Origin of the sequence: Maribacter flavus, assembly GCF_008386635.1 — a bacterium.
In the GTDB taxonomy this organism is placed as follows: domain Bacteria; phylum Bacteroidota; class Bacteroidia; order Flavobacteriales; family Flavobacteriaceae; genus Maribacter; species Maribacter flavus.
Genome location: NZ_VUOE01000004.1, coordinates 72,988 through 99,204, shown reverse-complemented (window position 1 = coordinate 99,204; position 26,217 = coordinate 72,988). Strand labels below are relative to the sequence as shown.

15 protein-coding genes are annotated in these 26,217 nt (G+C 41.3%); 11 read left to right on the top strand and 4 right to left on the bottom strand.

The features are described 5' to 3' along the window. The first annotated feature begins 33 nt into the window (after positions 1-33). Both F0361_RS18295 and F0361_RS18290 read left to right on the top strand, forming a co-directional pair. Positions 34-2,763 carry a putative LPS assembly protein LptD gene (locus tag F0361_RS18295; RefSeq protein ID WP_154920842.1) on the top strand — a complete coding sequence of 910 codons (2,730 nt, stop codon included), beginning with the start codon at positions 34-36 and terminating at the stop codon, positions 2,761-2,763. A gap of 11 nt (positions 2,764-2,774) precedes the next feature. Further along, positions 2,775-3,158, top strand: a complete 384-nt coding sequence (locus tag F0361_RS18290) for a RidA family protein (protein ID WP_154920841.1) — start codon at positions 2,775-2,777, stop codon at positions 3,156-3,158. A 1-nt stretch (position 3,159) separates the two neighbouring features. On the opposite strand, the gene F0361_RS18285 is transcribed toward F0361_RS18290, so the two are convergent. From F0361_RS18285 to F0361_RS18270, 4 genes are all read right to left on the bottom strand, one after another. Continuing rightward, a complete protein-coding gene (locus F0361_RS18285) occupies positions 3,160-4,011 on the bottom strand; it encodes an N-acetylglucosamine kinase (protein WP_154920840.1) in 852 nt (283 codons plus the stop codon). Positions 4,012-4,093: 82 nt separating this feature from the next. Further along, positions 4,094-5,095, bottom strand: coding sequence for a type I glyceraldehyde-3-phosphate dehydrogenase (gene gap, locus F0361_RS18280; protein ID WP_154920839.1), 1,002 nt, complete (start codon positions 5,093-5,095; stop codon positions 4,094-4,096). A gap of 27 nt (positions 5,096-5,122) precedes the next feature. Next, positions 5,123-6,109 carry a 6-phosphofructokinase gene (gene pfkA / locus F0361_RS18275; RefSeq protein ID WP_154920838.1) on the bottom strand — a complete coding sequence of 329 codons (987 nt, stop codon included), beginning with the start codon at positions 6,107-6,109 and terminating at the stop codon, positions 5,123-5,125. A 173-nt stretch (positions 6,110-6,282) separates the two neighbouring features. Further along, positions 6,283-10,707 carry a translocation/assembly module TamB domain-containing protein gene (locus F0361_RS18270; protein ID WP_317131750.1) on the bottom strand — a complete coding sequence of 1,475 codons (4,425 nt, stop codon included), beginning with the start codon at positions 10,705-10,707 and terminating at the stop codon, positions 6,283-6,285. Between the two features lie 54 nt (positions 10,708-10,761). Between F0361_RS18270 and tsaD the strand changes: the two genes are divergently transcribed. From tsaD to F0361_RS18225, 9 genes are all read left to right on the top strand, one after another. Further along, positions 10,762-11,829: a tRNA (adenosine(37)-N6)-threonylcarbamoyltransferase complex transferase subunit TsaD gene (gene tsaD / locus F0361_RS18265; RefSeq protein ID WP_394349880.1), complete on the top strand. Its 1,068-nt coding sequence runs from the start codon at positions 10,762-10,764 to the stop codon at positions 11,827-11,829. A gap of 3 nt (positions 11,830-11,832) precedes the next feature. Beyond that, a complete protein-coding gene (locus F0361_RS18260) occupies positions 11,833-12,540 on the top strand; it encodes a 16S rRNA (uracil(1498)-N(3))-methyltransferase (protein WP_154920836.1) in 708 nt (235 codons plus the stop codon). 64 nt (positions 12,541-12,604) lie between these two features. Next, positions 12,605-13,252, top strand: a complete 648-nt coding sequence (locus tag F0361_RS18255; protein ID WP_154920835.1) for a DUF4159 domain-containing protein — start codon at positions 12,605-12,607, stop codon at positions 13,250-13,252. Between the two features lie 3 nt (positions 13,253-13,255). Continuing rightward, entirely contained in the window at positions 13,256-14,356 is a 1,101-nt protein-coding gene (locus F0361_RS18250; RefSeq protein ID WP_154920834.1) for an AI-2E family transporter, read from the top strand. A gap of 6 nt (positions 14,357-14,362) precedes the next feature. Next, positions 14,363-15,556 (top strand): class I SAM-dependent methyltransferase, encoded by a 1,194-nt coding sequence (locus F0361_RS18245; RefSeq protein ID WP_154920833.1) that lies wholly within the window; start codon positions 14,363-14,365, stop codon positions 15,554-15,556. Between the two features lie 377 nt (positions 15,557-15,933). Beyond that, on the top strand, positions 15,934-19,242 hold the full coding sequence (locus F0361_RS18240) for a SusC/RagA family TonB-linked outer membrane protein (RefSeq protein WP_154920832.1): 3,309 nt from the start codon (positions 15,934-15,936) through the stop codon (positions 19,240-19,242). 74 nt (positions 19,243-19,316) lie between these two features. Further along, positions 19,317-21,062, top strand: coding sequence for a RagB/SusD family nutrient uptake outer membrane protein (locus tag F0361_RS18235; RefSeq protein WP_205123424.1), 1,746 nt, complete (start codon positions 19,317-19,319; stop codon positions 21,060-21,062). A 212-nt stretch (positions 21,063-21,274) separates the two neighbouring features. Then, complete coding sequence (locus F0361_RS18230) at positions 21,275-24,592, top strand: VCBS repeat-containing protein (RefSeq protein ID WP_154920831.1); 3,318 nt, start codon at positions 21,275-21,277, stop codon at positions 24,590-24,592. Between the two features lie 113 nt (positions 24,593-24,705). Continuing rightward, the gene (locus F0361_RS18225; RefSeq protein WP_161598260.1) at positions 24,706-26,217 is read left to right on the top strand and encodes an FG-GAP repeat domain-containing protein; all 1,512 of its coding nucleotides are present in this window, start codon (positions 24,706-24,708) and stop codon (positions 26,215-26,217) included.

Here is a 26,217-nt window from a genome sequence, read left to right as displayed (position 1 = left end):
TGCCAAACCTTTACAAAAATAGGATTTATAGCCTTGCAATCAAATAAACAGAACGTACTTTTCCTATTCCTACTTTTTGTTGGTCTATTATTGGGAACGGCACAAGAGGGCAAGGTCGTCCCCCTTGAAATTAAGGCTGAAAGATATTCCATTGTTGCCCCGCTTTTCCCAAAGCCTGTGGAAAGAGATAGTATTCAGCGAGATTCCCTGCAAAGGGACTCCCTAAATCAAAAGCCTCCCCTACTGTTGGACAACATTACCTACAAGGCCAAGGACTATGTGAAATTGAGCCAACGGGAGAACAAAATCTATCTGTACAACGAAGCTGAAATCTATTATCAGGATACGGAGCTAAAGGCCGGTATCATCATAATGGATTATATCAAAAATGAAGTATATGCAGGTAGGATAAAGGATTCGGTAGGCAATTACACCCAACTTCCCTACTTCAAACAGGGGTCCAATGTGGTGATTCCGGATTCCATTCGGTTTAATTTCGATACCCAAAAGGCGATTATCTGGAATTCCAGGACCGAACAGCAAGCCGCCGCGGGTCAATTGGGTAGTGACGCCATGAAGGTATATGCCGAAATCACAAAAAAAGAGAACGACTCCGTCTATTTTCTGAGCGAAGCGAAAATTACTACCGCCGAGGATACCATTAATCCAGACTATTACATTAGGGTCCGAAAGGCGAAATTCGTGCCCAAGAAAAAAGTGATCGCCGGCTATAGCAATCTCTATATCGCCGATGTTCCTACGCCCATCGCTATGCCATTCGCGTATTTTCCATTATCCGTTGGAAGTGCGCCAGGTGTCTTAATGCCCACTTTTGGAAACGACCCGGACAGGGGCTATTTTTTACAGGATTTTGGATATTACGCTCCGCTGGGAGATTATGCCAATGTGGAGTTTTCGGGTGATTTTTATACCAACGGAAGTTGGGGTTTTCGAACGGCCTCCATATACACCAAAAGGTATAAATACCGGGGCAATGTAAATTTTAGGTACGAAAACCTGGTGACGAGCCAAAAGGGCTTCAGCGACTATAGTTTATCCAAAAACTGGAACTTGCAGTTTTCACACTCGCAGGATCAAAAGGCAAGTCCTAATTCCAGGTTTTCAGCATCGGTGAATTTGGGGAGTAGCGAATATTACCGAAACTCCTTGCAGCAACGCAACCTACCCAATACACAGAACAATACCCTATCCTCGTCCATCTCATATTCAAAAACCTTTCCCGCATATCCATCCGTAAATATGAGCGTTACGGCGACACATTCGCAATTAACCTCACCAACAGCTACGACGACCAATCCAGACAATATCAACATGACATTACCTACGTTCCAGGCGAGCATGGAGCGTATTTTTCCATTTGCAAAAAGGGACGGGATAAAAAAAGGGGCCATCCAGAACATTAACTTTCAATATGATGTTAACGCCCAAAACCGACTCACCACCAACGACGAGGATTTTTTGACCGGCCGTATGTTCGACAACGCCAGGATCGGGGCTAGACACCGTATCCCAATAAGTACCAACTTTAAAATTGCCAAATACTTTAGCGTGACCATGGGTGGAAACTATGAAGATGTTTGGACCATGCAAACATTCGAACGAAGTTTTGATCCTGAGGCCAATCGGGTAGTAGTGGATACCATTTCTGGATTTGACCGATATAACCAGTATAATTTGAATGCCAGCATAGGTACCACACTTTATGGAACATTCAATTTTGGTGAGGACAAAAAGATCCAGGCTATTAGACATGTGTTACGCCCCACCATTAGTTATGGTTATGCACCATCCTTTGAGCAATATTATGATGAATATGTGGAAGGAATAGACGGAGATGGCCGCGTTGTGCAATATAGCAGGTTTGACGGAACATTGAACGGAGCACCTAGGCTGGGCCGATCCAATAGCCTTAGCTTGGCCCTGAACAACGTTTTGGAGGCGAAGGTGAGGGACAAGGACTCTACAAAAACGGAACCCAAAAAGATTCCCTTGTTGAGCAATTTTAATATATCAACAGCTTATAATCTGGAGGCCGATTCCCTTCGGCTAAGTCCATTGAACATTAATGGGGGAACCAATATCCTGAACAATAAAATGTCCATAAACTTCGCGGCAGGCCTGGACCCCTATGCCATAGACAACAATGGAAGACGTATCGACACCTGGAATATAGATAATGGAGGAAGTCTTTTTAGGCTGACACGTGCCAATATGAACATCTCCTACTCCATTGACAGTAAAATGTTTGAAAAGAAAAAGGAAGACGAAGCCGAAGAAGACGAAGATCCTTTTGACTATGTGGCCCAAAGTGGCGGTAGAACGGACGATCTCTTTGGCCGCGCCGATAGCTTTAGGGACAACCCAAGGGAAGAACGGGAAAAGGGTGATGTGGAGAACCCAATTTACGGCACCAAAATACCCTGGAATTTCAGGTTGGCCTATTCGGCAAGTTATTTGAACAGTGCCAGACAAAACGAGTTTAGCGCTCATTCCTTAATGTTTTCCGGGGATATAGAACTATCCCCACGCTGGAAGGTAGGCGGATCCTCTGGATACGACTTTAAAAATAAAGGTTTTACCTTAACGCAGTTACGCTTTCAGAGAGACCTGAAAAGTTTTTCCATGCGCTTCAATTGGACGCCTTTTGGAGAATTTAGGAGATGGTACTTCTTTATAGGAATCGATGCCTCTATATTAAGTGACCTCAAATGGGAAAATAGAAGTCAGCCATTTAGAAATTAATCATAGAAAAAATGAAAAAAATAATAAATACCTCAAAAGCTCCAGCCCCCATTGGGCCCTACAACCAAGCTATTTTAATTGGCAACACCCTTTATATTTCCGGACAGATTCCCTTGGATCCAGAAACGGGCGAATTGGTTTCCGGCGATATAAAAAAAGAGACCAGGCAATCCATGGAAAATTTAAAGGCCATTCTGCACGAAGCGGGAATGACCTTTGAAAATGTTGTGAAATCGGCTATATTTTTGAGCGACATGAATCAATTCTCACACGTAAACGAAGTATACGGCTCCTATTTCAATTCAGATACGGCTCCGGCAAGGGAAACCGTGGAAGTAGCCAACCTACCAAAATTCGTGAACGTGGAAATCTCCATGATAGCCGTACAATTCTAGGCTACATATTCGCCCGATGGAATTCTACCAAACCTTCAATAGGTTTTTGTCGAATCACCCCCACGATCAAATCGTTTCTTTGCAGTACGGTTGTTAGTTCATCCCGTAAATAATGGGCGATGCTTCCCACAAAATTGATGGGAACCTTTGTGGCCAGATCAAACTGCATGATATAGTTATTGATAAACTGTTGAAAGCCTTTGTCAATAACACCTTTTGAATAGGGGTGGCTTTTGTTCTCGATTAGGAATCGGGCAAAAGTCGCCAAATAGGTATTGGGGTTTGGTTGTTTGTACAAATTATCCTTGATGACATCCGCATCCAAATTATACTGGCTGGCAAATTTATCGGCCAAATCCTTGGGTATCTTGTTGAAGTAGTAATCCCGTATCAATTTCCGCCCGAAAAAATTACCGCTACCATCATCCATTGGAATGTAGCCCAAGGAAGTCACCTTCTGATGTAGTTTTTCCCCATCATAATAACTGCAATTGGAACCCGTACCCAAAATACAGACAATTCCTTGATGCCCTACCTTGGTTGTAGCAAAAATGGCCGCATAGGTATCCTCCTTCACTTCCGCAACAGCATTTGGAAAAAAGTCTTTGAAAATATCCTTCAAGAAATTCTTCATTCGATCCGTACCGCAACCCGCCCCATAAAAAAATAAATGGCTTACCGCTTCCCTATTCTTGGAGAGCTCAAAGTTATTGGCCAACCTATCTTCGATAACGTCCTTTGTCAAAACCTCTGGACTCAAACCCAAAGTCTGAGTCAAAAAGAGCTGCTCACCTTTTTCATCCAATGCGATCCAATCAGATTTGGTCGCCCCACTATCAACAATTAAAATCATACCTTGGTATTTAAAAAATAATCCTGAAAATAAGGAAAAAATACCTTATTTACAGGATTATTATATGAAATCTAAATGCCTGTTATAGGCTATTCACATGTTGTATCAAGTCTACCATTTTGTTGGAGAACCCAGATTCATTATCGTACCAGGAAACCAACTTAAAGAATTTGGAGTTCAATTCAATACCAGCTTCGGCATCAAAAACACTGGTATTTGTTTCACCAATGAAATCTTGTGAAACAACTGCCTCTTCGGTATAGCCCAACACACCGTTCAATTCGCCTTCGGAAGCGGTTTTGAACGCTTTTTTAATCTCTTCATAAGAAGTTTCCTTCTGCAACCTAACAGTCAAATCCACTACGGATACATCCGCTGTAGGAACCCTAAAAGCCATCCCTGTAAGTTTGCCCTTTAATTCTGGAATTACTTTGGTAACCGCGACGGCTGCTCCCGTAGAAGCAGGAATAATATTCAACATGGCACTTCTACCACCTCTCCAATCTTTTTTAGAAGGACCATCAACGGTCATTTGGGTAGCAGTAGTGGCATGTACGGTAGTCATTAACGCTTCTTCAATTCCAAAAGCATCATTTAAAACCTTGGCCATAGGTGCCAAACAGTTTGTAGTACAAGAAGCATTGGATACGATAGCATCAGAAGCTTTTACTTCTTTATGGTTTACGCCCATCACGAACATTGGTGCATCCTTGGAAGGTGCGGAGATTACCACTTTTTTAGCTCCACCATCGATATGGTATTGCGCCGTCTCCAAGGTGGTAAAAATACCGGTACATTCAGCCACTATGGTAGCTCCTACCTCGTCCCACTTACAGTTTTTGGGATCTCTTTCGGCCGTAATTCGAACCGTTTTCCCATTTACAACCAAGTGTCCGTCCTTTACATCTACGGTACCATCAAATTTTCCATGTACGGAATCATATTTCAACAAATACGCCAAGTGCTCAACATCCAATAAATCGTTAATGGCAACTACATCGACATCGCCTCTTTTTACGGTAGTCCTAAACACTAACCTACCAATTCTACCAAAACCGTTAATTCCTATTTTTAAATTTGACATTTTCTATTGTTTTTAATCGATTATACTTTATGTTGTCATTATTTCTGAGACGCGGATAAGTTCCTTGTCTATTTTTGTGTGTCCTTTTATGGCCTTATTTATCGGCGTGAGAGTAATCTTGTTATCCTGAACCCCTACCATAAGGTTCGTTTTTCCTTCCAATAAGGATTCCACGGCCTTAACGCCCATTCTACTTGCCAATACACGGTCATAGCAGGATGGCGCACCGCCACGTTGCATGTGTCCCAGAACGGAAACACGTACATCGTAAATTGGCAGGTGTTTTTCCACATACTCCTTGAGCTCGAAGACATTTTTCCCGGTCTTATCCCCCTCTGCAACGATAACGATACTGGAAGACTTACCAGATTCCTTGCTTCTTTTTAAGGATTCCAATAAACGATCCAGTCCAAGATTTTCCTCTGGAATCAAAATTTCCTCGGCGCCCGCACCAACTCCGGCGTTCAAAGCGATATGTCCAACATCCCGACCCATAACTTCTACGAAGAACAATCTGTTGTGGGAACTAGCTGTATCACGAATTTTATCGATACAGTCGACTACAGTATTCAAGGCGGTATCAAAACCAAGTGTAAAACTGGTTCCAAAAATATCATTATCTATGGTTCCGGGAATCCCCATAATTGGGAACTGGTATTCTTGGTTAAAGATCATGGCACCGGTAAAACTACCATCACCGCCAATAACCACAAAGGCATCAATTCCTGCCGAAACCAATTGTTCGTGGGCCTTTTTCCTACCTTCGGGCGTTCTAAATTCAGTACATCTTGCCGATTTCAAAATAGTTCCGCCCTTGTTGATAATATTATTGACGCTTCTGGCATCCATCGGCTTAAAATCGCCCTCTATCATGCCTTGGTAGCCCCTATAAATTCCAACACATTCAACCTTCATATACGCACAGGTTCTAACTACCGAACGTATGGCCGCATTCATCCCGGGAGAATCGCCCCCAGAAGTTAGCACTGCTATTTTTTTTATGTTTGAAGACATTCGAAAAATTAAGCCAACGAAATTAGTAAATCTTCTTTCAATTACGAAATATGACTAGCATGCATTTGGCAAGAATCGGAGAAAAATAGGAAGCCTGTTATATTTTAACCAAAAAATAACGAAAACCTATGATTACTTAACAATGGTAATGGATTTGAAATCGATAAACGCGTTCAAAACGATTTTGGCTTTGCATAAAAGTTGAGCAAACTATCCTTGCCCATGACCGAAATGGGCGGTTCTTGAGGTTTAAGTTTCTGGGCATTGATAGGTTTCTGCTTAACTTCCTTATTAAGGATTTTCCTGAAAAGTTCTTTAAAACTGTCAAAATCAACTTCGTAGGAAAGTCCGGCCCCTTGGGTAGAGCCTTGTTGATCGGGCAGGAATGCCTGGATTTCACTTTGCCTACTGAAAAACTTTGCACTTAAACTTCCCTCCTCGTTTAATAGGAGCTGAATCTCAAAGTCCCCTGCGACCAAGGTTTCGCTTGTTCCACCAACCGGCACCCCTACTTTACCGTTGAACAATACCCTATCAGAAATTTGCGTAGAGACCGTTACCCCTATTCTATCGTCCGTTTCCAATTGGGCTCCTTGATATCCTTGTTCGTAGGACAAACCAAAATTCAACTTATCATTTCCACCCCCTAAAAGGGAATTCAAAATACCCGATGCACTCTGAACCAAGTTTCCGGTAATCGCCTGCTGGTTGATACCACTTTGGTCGTTCACAAAATTTCCTTGGGCCAATAGGAATATGGCATTTTTCTCCGCAACCGTTGGATCTTGCAAAGCGTATTCCAGTTCTGACTGTACAATGGAATTGGTTCCCGGGAAGTCGATGCCGAATTCTATATCGGGATTTTGAAGTTCCCCGGTCAAGCGAATGATCACATCCGTTGGTATTCTTTGGGCATACGCCTGGTTTTGGAGCAATGGTGCAGGATTTGCCGTCAGCGAATACACAGCTTCCATATTCAACAAGGCCTCCAGGGGCTTTTGGTCCCAGTTAATTTGCCCTCCGGGCTCCACGGTAAAGGTCTTATCTATTATGCCACCAAACTTGTATCGAAACTGTCCGGTAACCACCACAAAATCCCCATACATTTCAAACTTGCCGTTCGTATTAATTTGTATCAGTAGGATACCTTCCCCCGTTCCTTTCAAGGAACTACCCGTTCTGGTATCCGTAACTATTTCTACCTCGGCCTCCGGGGTCACATCCAGGTTGAATTCCAACTCCAGACCTTGATAATCCTTCAAATCCCGCTGCTCGCCCTGGGATTGGACCGTATCCTTTTCCAAGAAATTGATAAAGGAATAGTCCCCTACACTGGCCACATCGCTCAAAGGTATTTTCAGGGAAGTACCCCTTGCCGTTTCCCCATCCACAGTAATGTTCAGTGCGGTGGTTGGACCGTAAATTCGACCCGTACCATTCAGATAGCCCCTGCCATAGTACAAATCCCCTTCCTTGAATTCCGTATTTAGAATCAGGAACCTATTATTGTTGGTGTCGACATTGAAGTTGAGCACCCAATTATCAAAATAACTATGGGTTATGGTCCCGTCCAGATTCGCCCGTGTACCCATGGTAACGTCCGAAAGGGCTATGTTGTCAAAATCAAAGGTCTGATTTTCCAAACGCACCCTTGACCTTGGGGCAAAGGCGTAATCCACATTTAAATAGGGTATGGCGATGCCCGCGTTTTCCAAAGTCACCAATCCGTTAAAATTGGGATTGTCCACAGGACCCGTAATATTGACCCTTCCGTCCAATTCGCCCCTAATATGGTCAATAATGCCCTCGCCCAACGGATTGAATGGATCAATTGGAAACTTATTGAAATTGGCCACCAAATTCGCCGTGGGCATTTCCTCCTTGTTCTCGATTTTTCCAACTACCCCAAATTTCTCGATACCGTTTTCAGACAATTGTGAATTGACCTGAAACTCAGTCAAATCCCTGTTGCCCACTATGCTAATGGCCAGATCTCCCATGGGCATGTCATTCACGCCAAATCGGTCAATGTTCAAATTCGACGATGGTAGATAGATTCCGTCCTTTTGTAATATGTTCAGATTTCCGTTTACCTCGCCCTGTAATTTTAGGCTATCGATCACCGGTGTAATTTTGTTCAGGGATACGATCTTAAATTGTAGCTGAAGGTCTTTATAGGTGGAATCGGCCAATTGGCCCCGTAATCGAATCTGCTCCTGTTCATCATTGTTCATTACGATTTCCTCTATCGAGATACTGTCCAGTGCCCTATTCAGGATGACTTTGTTCTTCCTGTTCCCATCTTTGTTCAGGATCCATTTATTGCCCTTAAAACTGACATCAGAGGTTTTAAGACCTATGACCGACTTGTTGTCCGCATTGAACGTATGATAGAAGTTAAGGTTGTAGCTGTCGTTATATTCACTACCTCCCTTAAATTCCGACCTAAAAAACAGGGTGTCCTTTAAGGTAGTGTTGATCAGGTTGAAATCCTTTACATCGTAATAGGGCGTCTTTAAATCGCCAACGGAAACATAGGTATTGAACAAGGGGTTCTTATTGTCTATTTGCACCTCTATATTATCGGCCTCGTTACCAAAGGCCACAATACTGGGCGATTCAAAGTTCAATTTAAAATCACCTTCGTCCGATACTATTTTCCCTCGGATGAACGTATTGGGGTCGAACCTTACTTCTGGAAAGAACACATCCACAATCTTATTGTATATCTTAAAATTGAAGCTCAGGTTCTGTCCGCCGGAAATCTTAAAGGGCCTATAATTGGTGTAGATACTACCAATGGAATTCTGCACCAATTTGCCCAATTCCCTAACGCGGAAGTTTCCTTTCATAAAACCCGTGATGATGTCCGGGGAATTGATGTCGATTACGCGTACCGAATCGCTTTCAAAGGAAGAGGTAACCGTAAAATCCTCAAAGTAGTAGGTATCGTTTTTGTTCTGAAAATTTGTTTTTGTAAAGTTTACATCTCCCACGATATTATCCAAGGTATTTCCCCGGATGTTCATGCTCACATCGCCCTTGAAAATGGATACACTGTCGTTAATAAAGTTGAGACGCTTCAAGTCCGCATAATCAACGGAAGCCTTAAAATTGAAGTTGTTACTTTCTTCCCCAAAATCCGCAAGACCCTTAAAGTTGAACTTTAAATTTTCGTCATTGCTGGTCAAGGATCCATCGAACAATTGTTCTTTCAAAATACCGGAAACCTTGATGTCCTGATAGTTATAATTATTGAACTCGATGGAGTATATCTGTCCGATGACTTCCGTATTCAACTTTTCGGTCACGAATCCCTGCCCTTCCACATTAAAGTCCAGATTGGTCTTCCCCAGACTTTTACTGTTCACAAATTCACCCAAATCAAAATCGATAAGGGAAATAAAGCCCGTGTAGGTGGCATTGTCAATATTGTTGAAATTAGACAACACGATATCTGAATAACTGCTGCCCACAGCGGTATTGAGGTTTACTTTGGCGTCTATGGAAGAATCCGTGATTAGCGCCTCTCCCCGGATAGTGAACTGTCCCAGTTTACTGAAAGTGGACGGCAACGAATTTCCAATCAGGTTGGGCAAAAGGGCGTTCAATTGATAATAACTACTGGTCACATTGCGCATGTCGGCATCCAGCACGAAGGACTTTTGCTTGTTGAAAAGGTGTTTAAAGTTGAAGTCGCCCCTGATTCCCGTGTTGTCCGAAACAAGAAAAAGATTGTTAATGTTTAGGTCGTTGAGTACGCCGTTCAAGGTAGTGCTGAGGGTAGCGGTCTTTCCTTGTCCGAATTCATTATATATCAAATTAATTTCATCAAAGGAGACGGTGGACTCCTCAAAATTGGCCTCGATGTTTACCTTGTTCAGAAAATCCTGAAAATCTTCCCTATTATAGTTGAAAACAATATTTCCATCTAGATTGGACAATGGCGTCTTGATCTTCAACGAATCAAAACGCATCTGCTCCTTGGTATATTTGAAATTGGTTTTCAGGTTTTCAACAAGGATTCCACGTTCACTTAAAAAGGACATTTCTTCGATACCTGCCGTTACTTCAGGACCTAGAATCTGGAATTCGTTCGCCTCAATTTTAAGGTTCTTAAATTGGAGCGCCTCCTCGTTTTCGAGATTTTCGTCAATGTATTGAAACCTGCTATTCTGAATATCCACATAGGAGGAAGAAAAAAAGAAGGGCGGGGTTCCAGGGGCCCTGGGCTTTCCATCATCCAATTTGTCCACAAAAACATTGATATTGGTTTCCTGCTCGCCATAATAGGTTTTCAGTTTAAAATGAAGTTCATCGATCTCGATATCTCCAAACTCCAATCGGCCCTTGGCCAAATTCCCGATGCTTACGATAGATGTTTTTAATTCGTTGATATAAAACAAGGTATCCCGTTTGTAATCCTCCACAAAAACACCCTTCAAGGAAGTATCCCAGGAAATCAGTGATACCCGCAATCGCTCTACATTGATGTTAGTACCAAATTCCTCATTTATCGAATCAGTGGCATACTTAGCAAGGGTAGTTTGAACGATGGGCAAAGAGAGCACAATAGTCCCCAAAACACAGGTCAGCAAAAGAACCAGAAGTGTTCTAACCAGTATTTTTCTAAGTTTTTTGATAGGGCTATTATGTTTTACCTTTGTCTTTCAATTTTTATTCCAAAACCGTTGGAAAACGAAACTCTTTACATCTTGGCCATTGAATCTTCCTGTGACGACACCTCGGTAGCGGTCCTAAAAAATGATATCATGCTGAGTAATGTAGTCGCTTCCCAAAAAATTCACGAAGAATATGGCGGGGTCGTACCGGAGCTTGCATCACGTGCACATCAACAAAATATTGTCCCGGTTACCTACCAAGCATTAGCCAAAGCAAATATCGATAAAAAACAATTATCCGCCATAGCATTTACACGCGGACCCGGTCTGTTGGGTTCCCTATTGGTAGGTACTTCGTTTGCTAAATCCTTATCCTTGGCTTTAGAGATCCCCTTGATCGAAGTGAACCATATGCAGGCCCATATTTTGGCCCATTTCATTAAGGCCGAAAACATGAAGGCTCCGGAATTTCCCTTTTTAGCCCTCACTATTAGTGGCGGACATACCCAGATCGTAAAGGTGAAAGACTATTTTGACATGGAGATCTTGGGCCAAACCTTGGACGATGCCGTTGGCGAAGCTTTTGATAAGAGTGCCAAAATTCTGGGTTTGCCTTATCCCGGTGGACCGTTGATCGACCAATACGCGGCAATGGGTAATCCTCATGCCTTTGAATTTCCAAAACCCAAGGTCAAGGACCTCAATTTTAGCTTTAGCGGTCTTAAGACTAGCATCCTATACTTTATCCAAAAACAGACCTCCCAAAACCCGGATTTTATTACTGAAAACCTTGCGGATATTTGCGCTTCCATCCAGTTCACCATTGTACATATCTTAATGGGAAAACTAAAGAAGGCGGTCAAAAAAACGGGAATAAAAAATATTGCCATTGGGGGTGGTGTTTCAGCAAACTCAGATATTAGAAAAGCGCTCAAGGATGCCGAAAAAGAAATGGGATGGAACACTTATGTGCCTAATTTTGAATTCTGTACGGATAATGCAGGTATGATCGGGATTGTTGGATATTACAAATTCAAATCCGGCCAATTCGCGGAACATGATACATCCGCCAAAGCCCGATATAACCTAAATTCCTAAATCATGCAATTGTTCTACAATCCCAACTTGGACGAGACCTCTTCCCAATTTTTCTTTGACGCGGAAGAGAGCAAGCACATAGTTCGTGTCCTTCGAAAAAAAGTGAACGATGAAGTATTGATTACCAACGGAAAGGGGTTGATGCTAAGTGCCAAAATTACTGACAGTAACCCCAAAAAATGCGCGGTTGAAATTACCGGGGTGAAGAGGGTGCATCCTCAAAATTATTGGCTCCATATGATCGTTGCCCCCACGAAGATGAACGATCGTTTTGAATGGTTTTTGGAAAAGGCTACCGAGATAGGCGTTAATGAAATTACACCCGTTCTTTGCGAACATTCGGAACGAAAAACAATCAAGTTGGATCGCTATATGAAAGTCATACAGTCGGCCATGAAACAGTCCAATCAGGCCTTTCTGCCCAAATTGAACGAATTGACCAATTTTAATGACGTCCTGGAAGAACCAAGGGAAGGCGGCCTGTTCATCGCCCATTGTGAAGAATCGGAAAAATACGAACTAAAAAGAAGGGTCATCCCGGACAAACCGATTACCATATTGATCGGACCGGAAGGTGACTTTTCGGCCAGGGAAATAAAGGCAGCAAAACAGAAAGGCTTCCTTCCCGTTTCCATGGGCAGAAATCGATTACGAACGGAAACCGCCGCTATTGTCGCCTGTACCACGGTGGCCATTATCAATAATGGCTAAATAATGGATTGGAATATCTTTGTTTGGACTTAATGTGTATTTTTGATTTTATAGCCTTTCGAAGATGCGAAAACTAATCGTCACGTTACTTTTGGCCGCAGGTCTTAGTCTATCGGCCAAAGCGCAGGAAATAGCCATTTTGAAATATCAGGGCGGCGGGGATTGGTACGCGAACCCTACAGCGCTGCCCAACTTAATTAATTTTTGCAATTCCAACATCGGGACCCGTTTAACTACAAAACCAGAAACCGTAGAAGTAGGCAGTAATACGATTTATCAGTATCCTTTTCTCCATATGACCGGCCATGGTAATGTGGTCTTCTCTTCGGAAGAAAAGGAAAACCTAAGGAACTACCTATTATCCGGTGGTTTTTTACATATCGATGATAATTATGGCATGCGGGAATATATTATTGGTGAGATAGAGGAGTTATTCCCAAACAGCAATTTGGAGGAAATTGGCTTGGACCATCCTATTTTTTCGCAGGAGTATGCATTTCCGCAGGGTTTGCCCAAAATCCACGAACACGATGGAAAAAGACCCCAGGCACTGGGCATATTTGAAAACAATAGATTAGTTTTATTATTGACCTTGGAATCCGATCTTGGGGATGGTTGGGAAGATGCCGCCGTACACAACGATCCGGAGGAAATAAGAATAAAAGCGCTACAAATGGGTGCGAATATCGTCTCATATGTGTTTAAAAACTAAAAAATGACCTCCAAAACCATTGCCAACGGAATTTTAAGGGCCCTGGGTATCGTAACAGGAATCCTGCTAACCCTGTATTTCTTCTATATGATACGTTCTGTTTTGGCGTATTTGGCAGCCGCAGCGGTCATCGCCCTTATTGGAAGACCTGTTGTTCTTTTTTTAAGACGAAAATTGAATTTTCCCAATACGCTGGCAGTAATTTTGACCATGATTTTTATGGTAGGGGTTTTAGCGGGCATTTTTGCACTTTTCATTCCGCTGATTACGGAACAGAGCAAAAACCTTTCCTTGCTGAATATAGAGGAACTACAGCGAAGTATAAATACCTTATACCTCAAGACCACCCAATATTTTGGCCTTTCTTCGAATATGGTGGAAGATGTCATCCATGACTCGGAGATCGAAAGGAATATCATTCAAGGATTGGACATAGGCTTTGTGCCTAATTTCCTCAATTCCCTATTGAACATTCTAAGCTCTGCCAGTATTGGCCTTTTTTCCGTTTTGTTCATCTCCTTTTTCTTTCTAAAGGATAGCAAGCTATTCCAGAACGGCCTTCTCATCTTTATTCCCAAAACAAAGGAAAAAGGCACGGTCAACTCCATAGAAAAAATAAACAATTTGCTCTCCAGGTATTTTGTTGGTCTGCTCCTTCAGATTTTTATACTTTTTGTCATCTACACCATTGTGCTTTTGATCGTAGGTATCGAAAATGCGATCGTCATCGCCTTTCTTTGCGCCCTGTTCAATATAATTCCCTATGTGGGACCTTTGATCGGTGGCGCCCTGATGATAACGCTTACCATGACCAGTAATTTGGGAGCGGATTTTAGCGAGGTAATCCTTCCAAAAACTGGCTATGTTTTAATCGGACTGGTGATCGGTCAGTTGGTGGACAATTTTTTCTCACAGCCCTTCATATTTTCGAGCAGTGTAAAATCGCACCCCTTGGAAATATTTCTGGTGATCATCATTGCCGGGCTTTTGTTCGGCGTCGTGGGGATGATCGTAGCCGTACCGGGATATACGGCCATTAAAGTAATTCTCAAGGAATTTCTTTCCGAAAACAAAATCGTCAAATCCCTGACCGAAAACCTTTAGCGTCCTTTGAACAAAAACCTACTACATAAGGAGGTACAGGATTTTATAGACACCAATTTTAGGTCTGATATCCATACAATCCTTTTAGGAAAGAAACTGTTCTCAGCTGTTGAAAACAGGGAAGTTGTGGAACAACTGGAATCCAAAAAAAAAGCCCAAAAGAAATTACCTACTTGGTTTGAAACCAAAAATATCTATTACGCTAACAAGCTGAATTTATCGCAAACGTCGTCCGAGATTTGTGCCCAGTATAAGGCAGATTTAGTTTCAGGAGATTCGCTGGCAGACTTAACAGGAGGGTTTGGTGTTGACAGTTATTATTTTTCCAAGAAAATTGATAAGGTCTTCCACATTGAAAAGAACAGGGAAGTATCCGAGATTGCAAAACACAATTTTGCCCAAATGGGCGTATCCAACATAGAAGTACTGTATGGGGACGGAATTACCTTTCTTGAAAAAAATAAGCAAATTTTGGATTGGATCTATCTTGATCCTTCCCGAAGGGACCAAAGCAACAAAAAAGTGTTTTTCTTGGAGGACTGTGAGCCGAATGTTACCAAACATTTGGAATTACTGCGCTCAAAATCACAAAATATATTGATAAAAACCGGACCTATGTTGGATCTTTCCATGGGGCTGGAACAATTAGATAAGGTATTCGAAATACATATTGTAAGTCTTGAAAATGAAGTCAAGGAAGTGTTGTGGCATTTAAAACCTGATTTTGGCAAAGCCCCCCTTGTAAGGACAATCAATTTTAACAAGGGCAATACGGAAACATTTCAATATGGCCTTTATGAAAAAGAAAATGCGCAGGCGGAGTTCTCAAAACCCTTAAAATATCTCTATGAGCCTAATGCCGCAATAATGAAATCTGGGGCATTCAATCTAGTGAGCGAAAGATACGGCCTAAAAAAATTACAGGAACATACTCATCTATATACCTCTGAAGCTTTATTGCCTTTTCCAGGAAGGGTTTTTGAAATTGTTAAAACCATTCCCTATAATAATAAACGCTTCAAACAACTAGGGATAAAAAAAGCCAATATTACAACACGAAATTTTCCCGAAACCGTTGTCCAAATTCGAAAGAAATTCAATTTAAAGGACGGAGGACAAAACTATCTTTTTTTTACTAAGGATACCAAAAATTCTTTGATAGTCATTTCCGCTATTGCAGCAGCTCGAATCAAAAGTTAAAAACCGATTGAAAAGTGTGAATTTGAACTCAGATTTCAAACGGACTACAACGTTTGAAATCAGCTAAAACTGGCAATTATTGACACAACATGAGACAATAATGTTAAATTTAGCAAATTTCCAATTTATTAAAATTTTACGAACCAAAATTTCTACAAAGCCAATAAAAACGGTGAATTATACTATATACGCAAGATTTTAAGTAATTTTTTGACACTTAATTTTAAAAAATAATGAATTGGTCATTATTTATATATCATAATATTTTGTTATCATTACGCTGAATTTGGTTTTTTTTAACATTTCCATCACTCACGGAAGAGCCCTTTAAAAACCAGTTCAAGGAGATTAATTTAAACTAACAAACAACAAGGATTATGAATCAAAAACATGATTTCAAATCGGTTAAATCCAAAAGAGGTATTACCTTTTTTAAAGCTGGGATTTTATCGATGGTCATTTGTTTAGGAGTGCAACTCGCTTCTGCAAATGCGACAACTGCCAACTACAAAATTGTGTTGGACGAAACTTTACAGTCTACTGTTACCGGTACGGTAACGGATGAAAATGGCGCGCCGCTACCTGGTGCCAACGTCGTCGAAAAAGGTACTACCAATGGTACCCAAACAGATTTTGACGGAAACTTTACTATTAATGTAGAGTCTGGAGCAACATTGGTTTTCAGCTACATTGGTTTTCAAAGGAAGGAAGTAGCCGTAAATGGCCAATCAAATGTCGATGTATTTTTATCCGAAGATGCAGCCGCATTAGACGAGGTCGTTGTAACGGGTTACTCTACTACAAGTAGAAGAGAGGCCACGGCTGCAGTTTCCATAGTAAAGGCTGAGGAGTTAGCTGCAATTCCCTCTGGTAACGTAGAGCAGCAACTACAGGGTAGAGTTGCCGGTGTAACAGTATTGACCAATGGACAGCCAGGAACCTCATCACAAATTCGTGTACGTGGTTTTGGTGCTTTTGGAGGTAACGAACCATTATATATAGTAGACGGTGTGCCAGTTCAAAACACGGAGTTTCTTAATCCCGATGACATTGAAACAACAACTGTTTTAAAGGATGCTGCTGCAGCATCGATTTACGGAGCAAGAGCGGCTAATGGTGTTGTGGTATACACCACGAAACAAGGATCCAGAAGCCGTCAAAAAACTAGAATTTCACTTAATATTCAGAGCGGTGTGAGCGACCCTAATGTTGGTGGAGCACCAAAAAACCTTAGTCCACAGGAAATGGCCGAATTCACCCATTTGGCCTATGAAAATAATGCAAGGGCGAATGGTACTGCACCGCAGTATACCCATCCACAATATGGAACCAATCCTACTCCAAGATTTCCTGATTATTTGCATGCAGATGGGCAAAATGGCGTGTTTGAATCGGATATTAATTTAGCACAAATACGCGCAAATTATGAGGCTAATCCTGATAATGTGTTCTTGATACGTCCAAATCTTCAAGGAACCAATTGGTACAAGGAGTTGACCAGAATTGCACCCCTTAGTCGTGTTACTTTAGGTTTTGATGGAGGCAATGAAAACGGCCGCTTCTACATGGGAATCTCCGCACAGAATCAGGCGGGTATTCTTATTGAAAACAATTTTTCTAGATATACCGCGCGATTTAACTCAGAGTGGGATGTAGCCCCATGGTTAAGCATAGGTGAGAATTTTCAAGTTACCTATCGTTCTGTAGTAGGTGGATTTGGAGGTGAAGGAGGTATTGGTGGCGCTGACGACGAATCAGTTATTTTATCCGCCTATCGTATGCCAACGATTATACCGGTACGAGACGAATTTGGTAGTTTTGCCAGTACGAGGGCCACAGGTTTTAACAACCCAAGAAACCCTGTAAGACAGCAAGTACTTAACGCTGGCGATGATAAAAATTACTCCATTGGTGGATTTGGTAACCTGTATGCTGATATCAAACCTTTGGATGGATTAGTGGTCCGTACCAGTATAGGGGGAGGATACAGCAACAATTATTTTGTGAATTACGGTTTCAGGTATTTAGGTGATTCAGAACCAGAAGCCAGCAATACCTTCTCAGAAGGTAGTGGTTACGGTTTCCAATGGACTTTCACCAATACTGCCACCTATGAAAAATTATTCGGTAAACACAAAGTTAAGCTTCTTGGTGGTTTAGAAGCCTTGAATACCGGAAGAGGAAGGTCAATTTCTGGATCGGGTATCAATCCTTTCTCTACAGATTTGGATTTTCAAAATTTAAGTGTGGTTCAAAGTCCTGTAGTTAATAGTAGCTTAGGCAACGGGGTTAACTTCTTCTCCACATTTGGATCTCTAGAATATAACTTTGATGAGAGATATTATCTATCCGGGGTTATACGAAGGGATGGCGCCTCTCGTTTTGGTGGCAATAACCGTTATGGTACTTTCCCTGCATTTTCAGCTGCTTGGAGGGTTATTTCAGAACCATTTATGCAAAATCAAGAAGTTGTGTCCGACCTAAAAATAAGGGGTGGATGGGGCCAAATGGGTAACTCGAACAACGTTGACCCTAATAACCAGTACTCCCTTTTTGCCTCCAATAGAGGAAACACATGGTATCCAATTCAAGGTCAGAACAGTGGGGCCGATGAAGGCTTCGCCCAAAGTCGAATAGGTAACCCAGATGCAAAATGGGAGACAAGTACCACACTGAATATAGGTTTTGATGCTAGTTTCTTCAACAATAAATTAGAATTGGTTTTAGATTGGTGGAAAAAGGATACGGATGACCTATTGTACCAATTGCCTTTAGCTGGGGTTACTGGTAATTTTGCACAAGCACCGTCAGTTAACATTGCAAGTATGAGCAACTCTGGACTCGATTTTCAAATTATTGGAAGGGGTAATTTTACAGAGGACCTTTCCTTCACGGTCACCCTTAACAATTCCTTTCTTAAAAATGAGATTACAGCATTGGCTCCGGGACTTGACTTTTTTGACGGTCAAACATACAGAGGAATTCAAGCTACCAGAAATGCTGTTGGACAGCCTTTGTCCTCCTTCTTTGGTTATGAGGTAATTGGTTATTTCAACAGTGCTGAAGAAGTAGCTAACTCTCCTGCTCAGGATGGAAAGGGTCTAGGTCGATTCCGATATGCCGACATTAACGGGGATGGCGCAATTACCCCAGATGATAGAACTTTTATAGGAAGTCCTGTACCAGATTATACTGGTGGTGCGACCATCAATTTACGCTATAAAAATTTGGAATTTGAAACTTATTGGTTTGCTTCTGTTGGAAACGACATATTTAATCAGTCCAAATGGTTCACTGATTTCTTTGGTACTTTTGAAGGCTCTGCAAAAGGTCAGGCCGCCAAGCGTTCTTGGACTCCTGAATTAGGAAACAATGCTGCTGCCCCCATTTGGGAGAGTGCTACTAATTTAAGTACCAGTGGTGTCGGTAACTCTTGGTATGTTGAGGATGGATCCTATCTTCGACTACAAAGACTGGCGTTTGCCTATAACTTCGCTGATATAACAGATAGACTTGGATTGAGCAGGTTAAAATTAGGACTTTCAGCAAACAACATTTGGACTATAACAAATTATAGTGGTCTTGACCCAGGCATTGGTGGTGGAGCTGATACCAACTTTGGTATCGATGTAGGAAACTATCCAGTCGCACCACAATATTTGATAACACTTGAGGTGGGAATCTAATTCAATGTTATAAAACTGTGATAGTTATGTTCAAAATATATTATATCTTTAAGTAAAAATAAACTATGAAAACTATGATTAATTTTAAAAAGACAGTCGTTGCTGCGATGTCCTTTCTTATGATAGGGGTGTCATGTAACGATGAATTCTTGGAAGTACTTCCTACCGGCTCCTTAGCGGATGCTCAGGTGGGTACGAAAGATGGAATTGAGGGTCTACTTATCGGCACATATGCCGCATTAAATGGCGTATTTGGCAATCGTTTTGAAGGACCCAACCATTGGGTAACCGGCTCCATCATGGGTGGTGAAGCCAACAAAGGAACGGATGCTGGTGACTATTCGACCATTAATCCAATTCAAAGATACGAGGCTGATCCAACCATTGGAGATTTTAACAGTTTATGGAATGGTCGCTTTGAAGGAGTTAGTCGAGCGAATAAAGTGTTAGCAGCATTGGCAGTGGCCACTGATGTATCAGCCGCCGATGCCGCACGTATTGCTGGGGAAGCACGTTTGTTAAGAGGTCATTTCTACTTTGACTTAAAGAAGCACTTCAATAGTATTCCATTGTTTGATGAAACTGTGCTCCCTGCCGATATACCGAGTATTCCAAATACACCGGATGTTTGGGGTTTTATCGAGGCTGATTTTCAGTTTGCATATGACAATCTACCTGCAGAAAATGGCCCCGGAAGGGTTAATAAATGGGCAGCTGGAGCTTACTTGGCAAAGGCCTACCTGTATCAGCAAAAATTTGGTCCCGCCAAAGATTTGTTCACTACAGTCATAGAACAAGGTGTTACGTCAAACGGATTGCCCTATGACCTTTTGGATGACTATGCCCAAATTTACAATGCTGAAAATGACAACCATGCAGAAGCCGTTATGGATGTGGAATCTGCCAATAATACTGGTAGTACAGCAAATGCCAATTACTTTGATGATTTGAACTACCCTTACAATACAGGCCCTGACGGTCCTGGGAACTGTTGTGGGTTCTTCCAACCGAGTATGGAATTGGCCAACTCCTTTAGAACCGGTGCAGATGGCTTACCACTTTTGGATGGCTCATACAATGACCCTGCCAATGAAGTGGACAATATCTACAGACATGTATTCACAAATGACAATGATGAATCGACCTTCGTAGAAGATCCAGACCCATTAGATCCAAGAATTGACCATTCCATTGGTAGAAAAGGAATTCCATATTTGGATTGGATCGAGCATCCAGGTTCCGCTTGGATTCGTAGCTTCCCCTATGCGGGTCCCTACTCTCCTAAAAAGTATATTTACTATAGGAGTCAGGAGAATAGCTTTACGGATGGAAGCTCGTGGACCAGAGGTTATGCAACTATGAACTATACCATAATTCGTTTTGCCGATGTGCTTTTAATGGCAGCCGAAGCGGAAGTAGAAGCAGGTTCCTTGGATAAAGCCTTGGAATATGTGAACAGGGTACGTGCAAGAGCCGCAAATTCTGAGTTCTGGGTACAAGAATATGATGGAAGTGGCCCAGCAGCAAACTATGTGATTTCTGAATATACTTCTTTCCCAAATCAGGATTTCGCGAGAAGAGCTGTACGTTTCGAGCGTAAATTGGAACTTTCCGGAGAAGGCCATCGTTTCTTCGATTTGGTTCGTTGGGGCGTAGCTGCGGAGGAATTGAACGCGTACTTGGATTATGAATCCCAATATTTGGTGACAAAGTTTGGTGGAGCAAGTTTTACCGCTGGTAAAAACGAGTATTATCCAATACCACAAACGCAAATAGACATTCAAGGTTCGGATGTATTATCCCAAAACCCAGGTTATTAATTAATCAACCTATATTTATAGAAAAGGGCGTGTTACACACGCCCTTTTTTTATTATTCAAAAACTAAAATTGATTAATGAAAGTTTAATCCAACAAGCTTTTCTACTCCTAAATTTTTATAACATTACCGTTTAATTAACTTTGTTTATAGCCATTTAAAATCATCGCTTTTTTGATATCCTAATATCATTATTAAAACTATTGCACTAAAAATGAAAAAAATAATTTGCATTACAGTTCTTATTGCCCTTGCCTTTACATCTTGCCAGGAGGAAAAAGAAAAGCTCTTTACCCAAATACCAGCTAAAAGTTCTGGCGTAGATTTTAACAATAGGATTATAGAAACGGACAGCTTTAATATTCTAACAAGTGAATATATTTTTAATGGAGGCGGTGTTGCCATTGGAGATTTCAATAATGATGACAGGCCCGACATTTTTTTCTCGGGAAACCAAGTTTCAAATAAACTCTACCTAAATGAAGGCGACTTTAAATTCAAGGATATTTCCGCAGAGGCACAGATTGAAGGAATTGACAAATGGAGTACCGGAATTGCCCTGGTAGATATAAATAATGACAAATACCTTGATATTTATGTATGTGCGGCCATGTTGGATTCCGATAAAGAAAAGGCCAATATGTTATTCGTAAATCAAGGACCCAATGCCAATGGTGTTCCTACTTTCAAAGAGGTGGCTAAAGAATATGGCATTGCAGATAGCAGTAACAGTATGGGAGCCACCTTCTTCGATTATGATAAAGATGGAGATTTAGATCTTTATGTTCTCAATAACGTGGATATTCATGTGCTTCCTTCCAACTACAGGGAAAAGATAACGGACGGCTCTGCGCTGAGCACGGACCATCTGTATCGTAACAATGGGGATGGTACCTTTACCGATGTTTCCCTTGAAGCCGGCATCACTTTAGAAGGCTACGGACTTGGTTTGGCCATTGCGGATATCAATTATGATTCCTGGCCAGATATATATGTAAGCAACGACTACCTCACCAATGACCTGCTGTATATCAATAATCAGGACGGTACTTTTACCAATAGAATATCGGAATTTGTGAAGCACCAAAGTAAATTCTCCATGGGCAATGATATATCGGATTTTAACAATGATGGTTATTTGGATATCATCACTCTGGATATGTTGGGTGAAACCAACCAAAGGTTGAAGACGACCATAGCAAGTAATAATTACACCAACTATGTCCTTAATGAACGTTACAATTATGAATATCAATATTCCAGGAACATGTTGCAGAAAGGAAACGGAAATGGTGTACCCTTTAGTGAAATCGGTTTAATGTCTGGTGTCTCTAAAACCGACTGGAGCTGGTCTCCATTATTTGCGGATATGAACAATGATGGCCATAAAGACCTATTGATAACGAATGGTTTTCCTAGGGATATCACCGACCTTGATTTTGGGGACTTCAATTTTAATGTAAGTAGGTATTTGAAACCAGGTCAAATTTTGGATTCCATACCTACTATCAAGATTCCAAACTATGTTTACGTAAATAACGGTAAGGATACATTTGAGGATAAAGGTGAGGAATGGGGTCTCAATATACCTTCCTTCTCAAATGGAGCGGCATTTGCAGACTTGGATAATGATGGTGACTTGGACTATGTTGTTAACAATATCAACGACCCTGCTTTCATCTTTAGAAACAACTTAGGGGCAGAAAACAACTATGTAAGAATCAACCTTAAAAACTCGGACACCTACGGCATAGGTGCAAAAGTAGTGGTACGCTTTGAAGATGGCACTTTTCAATACCATGAAAACTACTTGTATAGAGGCTATATGTCCTCCTTGGATGGTATAGTGCATTTTGGTCTGGGCGATATGGCAAAAATTAATTCTTTAGAGATATTATGGCCTAATGGCAACTATCAAAAATTGGAAGGCGTTCAGCCTAAACAAACCTTGGTACTGAAACAAAGTGAAGCCTCCCCAATAGATGTAAAATCCCTGGAATTTCCGTTCAATCCCAAAAAGGACCAAAAGTTATTTACCGAAGTTTCAAAAGAATATGGAATGGATTATGAACATAAGGAGTTGGATGTAATCGACTTCAATATTCAAAGAATATTACCGCATAAATTGACCCAAAATGGTCCTTGCTTGGCATCGGGAGACCTCAATGGCGATGGTCTGGAGGATTTCATTGTGGGTAGTTCCGCCAGGTATTCACCGGTTTTATTTTTGCAAGAATCGAATGGACAATTTTTGCAACGAGAGTTATTCAAGGAAGAAGAAGACAAAAAATACGAGGAAGAAGGAATAGCCCTTTTTGATTTGGATAACGATGGGGATCTTGATATTTACTTCGTGTCCGGAAGCAATGAATTTACACCGGATGACAGCTATTATCTGGATAGGATTCTTGTTAACGATGGAAAGGGTAATTTTTCCCTTGCCTTGGATAAATTGCCTGAAATCAAAAAGAGTGGCTCCGTAGTTGCCGCAAATGATTTTAACAAAGATGGTTTTATAGATTTATTTGTAGGGGGCAGAACACCATTTGCGAAATACCCCATTCCGGAAAGCAGCTATCTTTTAAAAAATGAAAATGGTACATTGGTGGATGTAACCGATTCAATGTGTCCCGAATTACGTGATATAGGTATGGTCACCGATGCTACTTGGGCAGACGTGGATTCCGATGGAATTGATGACCTGATAGTTATTGGGGAATTTATGCCAATTACCGTTTTCAAAAACAATGGGGAAAAACTAACAAAATTGGAGGGGACCGGTATGGATGATTTATACGGTTTCTGGGAAAGCATCGTTGCCCATGATTTTGACAAGGATGGGGATTTGGATTTTATCGTTGGGAATTTAGGGGCCAACAATTTTTACCAACCTTCCCCTGAAAGACCTACCAAGCTTGTCTCCAAAGACTTCGACAATAATGGTACCGTTGACCCTGTGATGTTCACCTATCTTAAGTATAGCTTTGACAATCCGGAATACAGGTCGTTTCCCTTGAAGTTTTGGGGCGATCTAAATGGTCAGAGTCCTTTGTTCCGTTCTAAATACAATACATATAAAAGCTTTGCAAATGCGGATATCAACACATTGTTCACGGAAGAGGAAATGGACGGTGCCTTTACATTGACAGGAAATTTTGATAGAAGTATATACGTGGAAAATTTAGGTAATGGCACGTTCAGTTATAAGGAACTACCTTGGGAAACACAAATGGCACCGATCAACAGCATCGCGGTAACGGACTACAACAACGATGGCAATGACGATGTTCTATTGGTTGGGAACGACTATGGCAACGAGGTATTTATTGGAAAATATGATGCCTCCAACGGATTTTTGTTGGAAGGGGATGGAAAGGGTAATTTTTCTGTTGTCGATATCCAAAAAAGTGGGTTTGTAGCTCAAGGTGATACCAAGGATATTACCATTGTAAATAATGCCAACGAGAGTAATCCATTCATTGTGGTCTCGCAGAACAGGGGCCCGCTAAGAGTTTTTCTTAAAAATGAGTAGTATTTAATTTATCCGCCTTTATCGAAAATATGTATGGATAGCACTTCCCCTTAATTAGGATTGAACCAAAGGAAAGATTTCTTCTTTTAAATAGTATGACAATGTCTTCAAACATGAAACTCCTTTTTTTGCTTGCTGTAACAACATCCCTGATTTCATGTGAGCCGAAGGAGAAAAAAGCTGTAGTACTTTATGAGTCGTATTGCGCGAGTTGCCATCTGCTTCCGGATATCGATAACTTACCTAAACATATTTGGAAAGATGGCATTTTACCGGATATGGGCGCGCGTATGGGAATCAAGGACACGGCATACGATCCCTATGAGGGTATTTCACGCATGGAACAATTTGCCATTGTTCAGTCCGGGGTGTATCCTGAAAAACCTAGTATATCCATAGAGGATTGGAATTTGCTCAAAGACTATATTCTTAAAATGGCCGGTGATTCCCTTGATCTGGGCATTGTGAAGACACCTACCAATAGGATGTCCCAATTTAAGTTGCAACCAATAGTTCTGGATAGTATCAAGGGAGCGTTATTTACATTTTTAAAATTTGATTCTGTTCAGAAAAAAATAATAACCGGCAACTTAAATAGCAGATTAATTCATTATGATCCTATTTTAAAAAAAGTCACCAAAACAGAACGTACGGAGCAAGTACTTACCTCCTACTCCCAAAGGGACACCTTAAAGTATTTCACCTATGTTGGTTATCTTGACCCTTCTGAGCTCTCTCAGGGCAGTTTAAGTGTTATCGAACCCAGCAAAAGAAAAATAAACCGAGCCAATATTCAGTTACATAGACCTGTTCATAGCCTTGTCCATGATTTTGACAAGGATGGCAATGACGAAGTTGTAGTCTGTGAATTTGGGGATTTGACAGGGAAACTTACCCTTCTAAGCCATAATGGGGATTTTAATTATAAAGACCAGATATTATTGAACCAACCAGGAAGTACAAGGGCTATGGCCAAGGACATGAACAAAGATGGCCTAGATGATTTGGTGGTGCTAACTTCACAAGGTAGGGAGGGCATTACCATTTTTTATCAGGAGGCCGATTTAAAATTTAGAATGGAAACCCCCATACAGTTCAGTCCGGTGTACGGATCTAGTTGGTTTGAGATTATTGATTATAATAATGATGGATATAACGACATAGTAACAGTTCAGGGCGATAATGCCGATAAAAGCTATGTTCACAAGCCGTATCACGGATTACGAATCCATATCAACGATGGCCACAATAATTTTACCGAAGCTTATTTTTATCCTATGAACGGTGCCACTAGGGTCGTTTCCAATGATTATGACCAAGACGGGGACATCGACTTTGGAATTCTATCCACTTTTCCTGATTATGAACGAACCCCTGCGTACTCCTTTGTTTATTTGGAAAACAAAAATGCCAATTCATTCCAATTTGAACCCTATCGTATGGACACTGGCGATCTGGGCCGATGGATGTTAATGGATGCGGGAGATGTGGATCAGGACGGAGATACGGATATTATTCTTAGCGCCTTTAGTTACTCCTTCACTCCCGTTCCGGATTATCTCAACGAGGCCTGGAGAAAATCTGAAGTGGATCTCTTGATTCTTGAAAACAATTTAAACCCGTGA

Excerpts from the sequence above, each read along its gene's own strand:
- F0361_RS18290 (WP_154920841.1), top strand. The coding sequence starts at position 2,775 with ATGAAAAAAATAATAAATACCTCAAAAGCTCCAGCCCCCATTGGGCCC.
- F0361_RS18285 (WP_154920840.1), bottom strand. The coding sequence starts at position 4,011 with ATGATTTTAATTGTTGATAGTGGGGCGACCAAATCTGATTGGATCGCA.
- gap (WP_154920839.1), bottom strand. The coding sequence starts at position 5,095 with ATGTCAAATTTAAAAATAGGAATTAACGGTTTTGGTAGAATTGGTAGG.
- pfkA (WP_154920838.1), bottom strand. The coding sequence starts at position 6,109 with ATGTCTTCAAACATAAAAAAAATAGCAGTGCTAACTTCTGGGGGCGAT.
- tsaD (WP_394349880.1), top strand. The coding sequence starts at position 10,762 with ATGTTTTACCTTTGTCTTTCAATTTTTATTCCAAAACCGTTGGAAAAC.
- F0361_RS18260 (WP_154920836.1), top strand. The coding sequence starts at position 11,833 with ATGCAATTGTTCTACAATCCCAACTTGGACGAGACCTCTTCCCAATTT.
- F0361_RS18255 (WP_154920835.1), top strand. The coding sequence starts at position 12,605 with ATGCGAAAACTAATCGTCACGTTACTTTTGGCCGCAGGTCTTAGTCTA.
- F0361_RS18250 (WP_154920834.1), top strand. The coding sequence starts at position 13,256 with ATGACCTCCAAAACCATTGCCAACGGAATTTTAAGGGCCCTGGGTATC.
- F0361_RS18240 (WP_154920832.1), top strand. The coding sequence starts at position 15,934 with ATGAATCAAAAACATGATTTCAAATCGGTTAAATCCAAAAGAGGTATT.
- F0361_RS18235 (WP_205123424.1), top strand. The coding sequence starts at position 19,317 with ATGATTAATTTTAAAAAGACAGTCGTTGCTGCGATGTCCTTTCTTATG.
- F0361_RS18230 (WP_154920831.1), top strand. The coding sequence starts at position 21,275 with ATGAAAAAAATAATTTGCATTACAGTTCTTATTGCCCTTGCCTTTACA.
- F0361_RS18225 (WP_161598260.1), top strand. The coding sequence starts at position 24,706 with ATGAAACTCCTTTTTTTGCTTGCTGTAACAACATCCCTGATTTCATGT.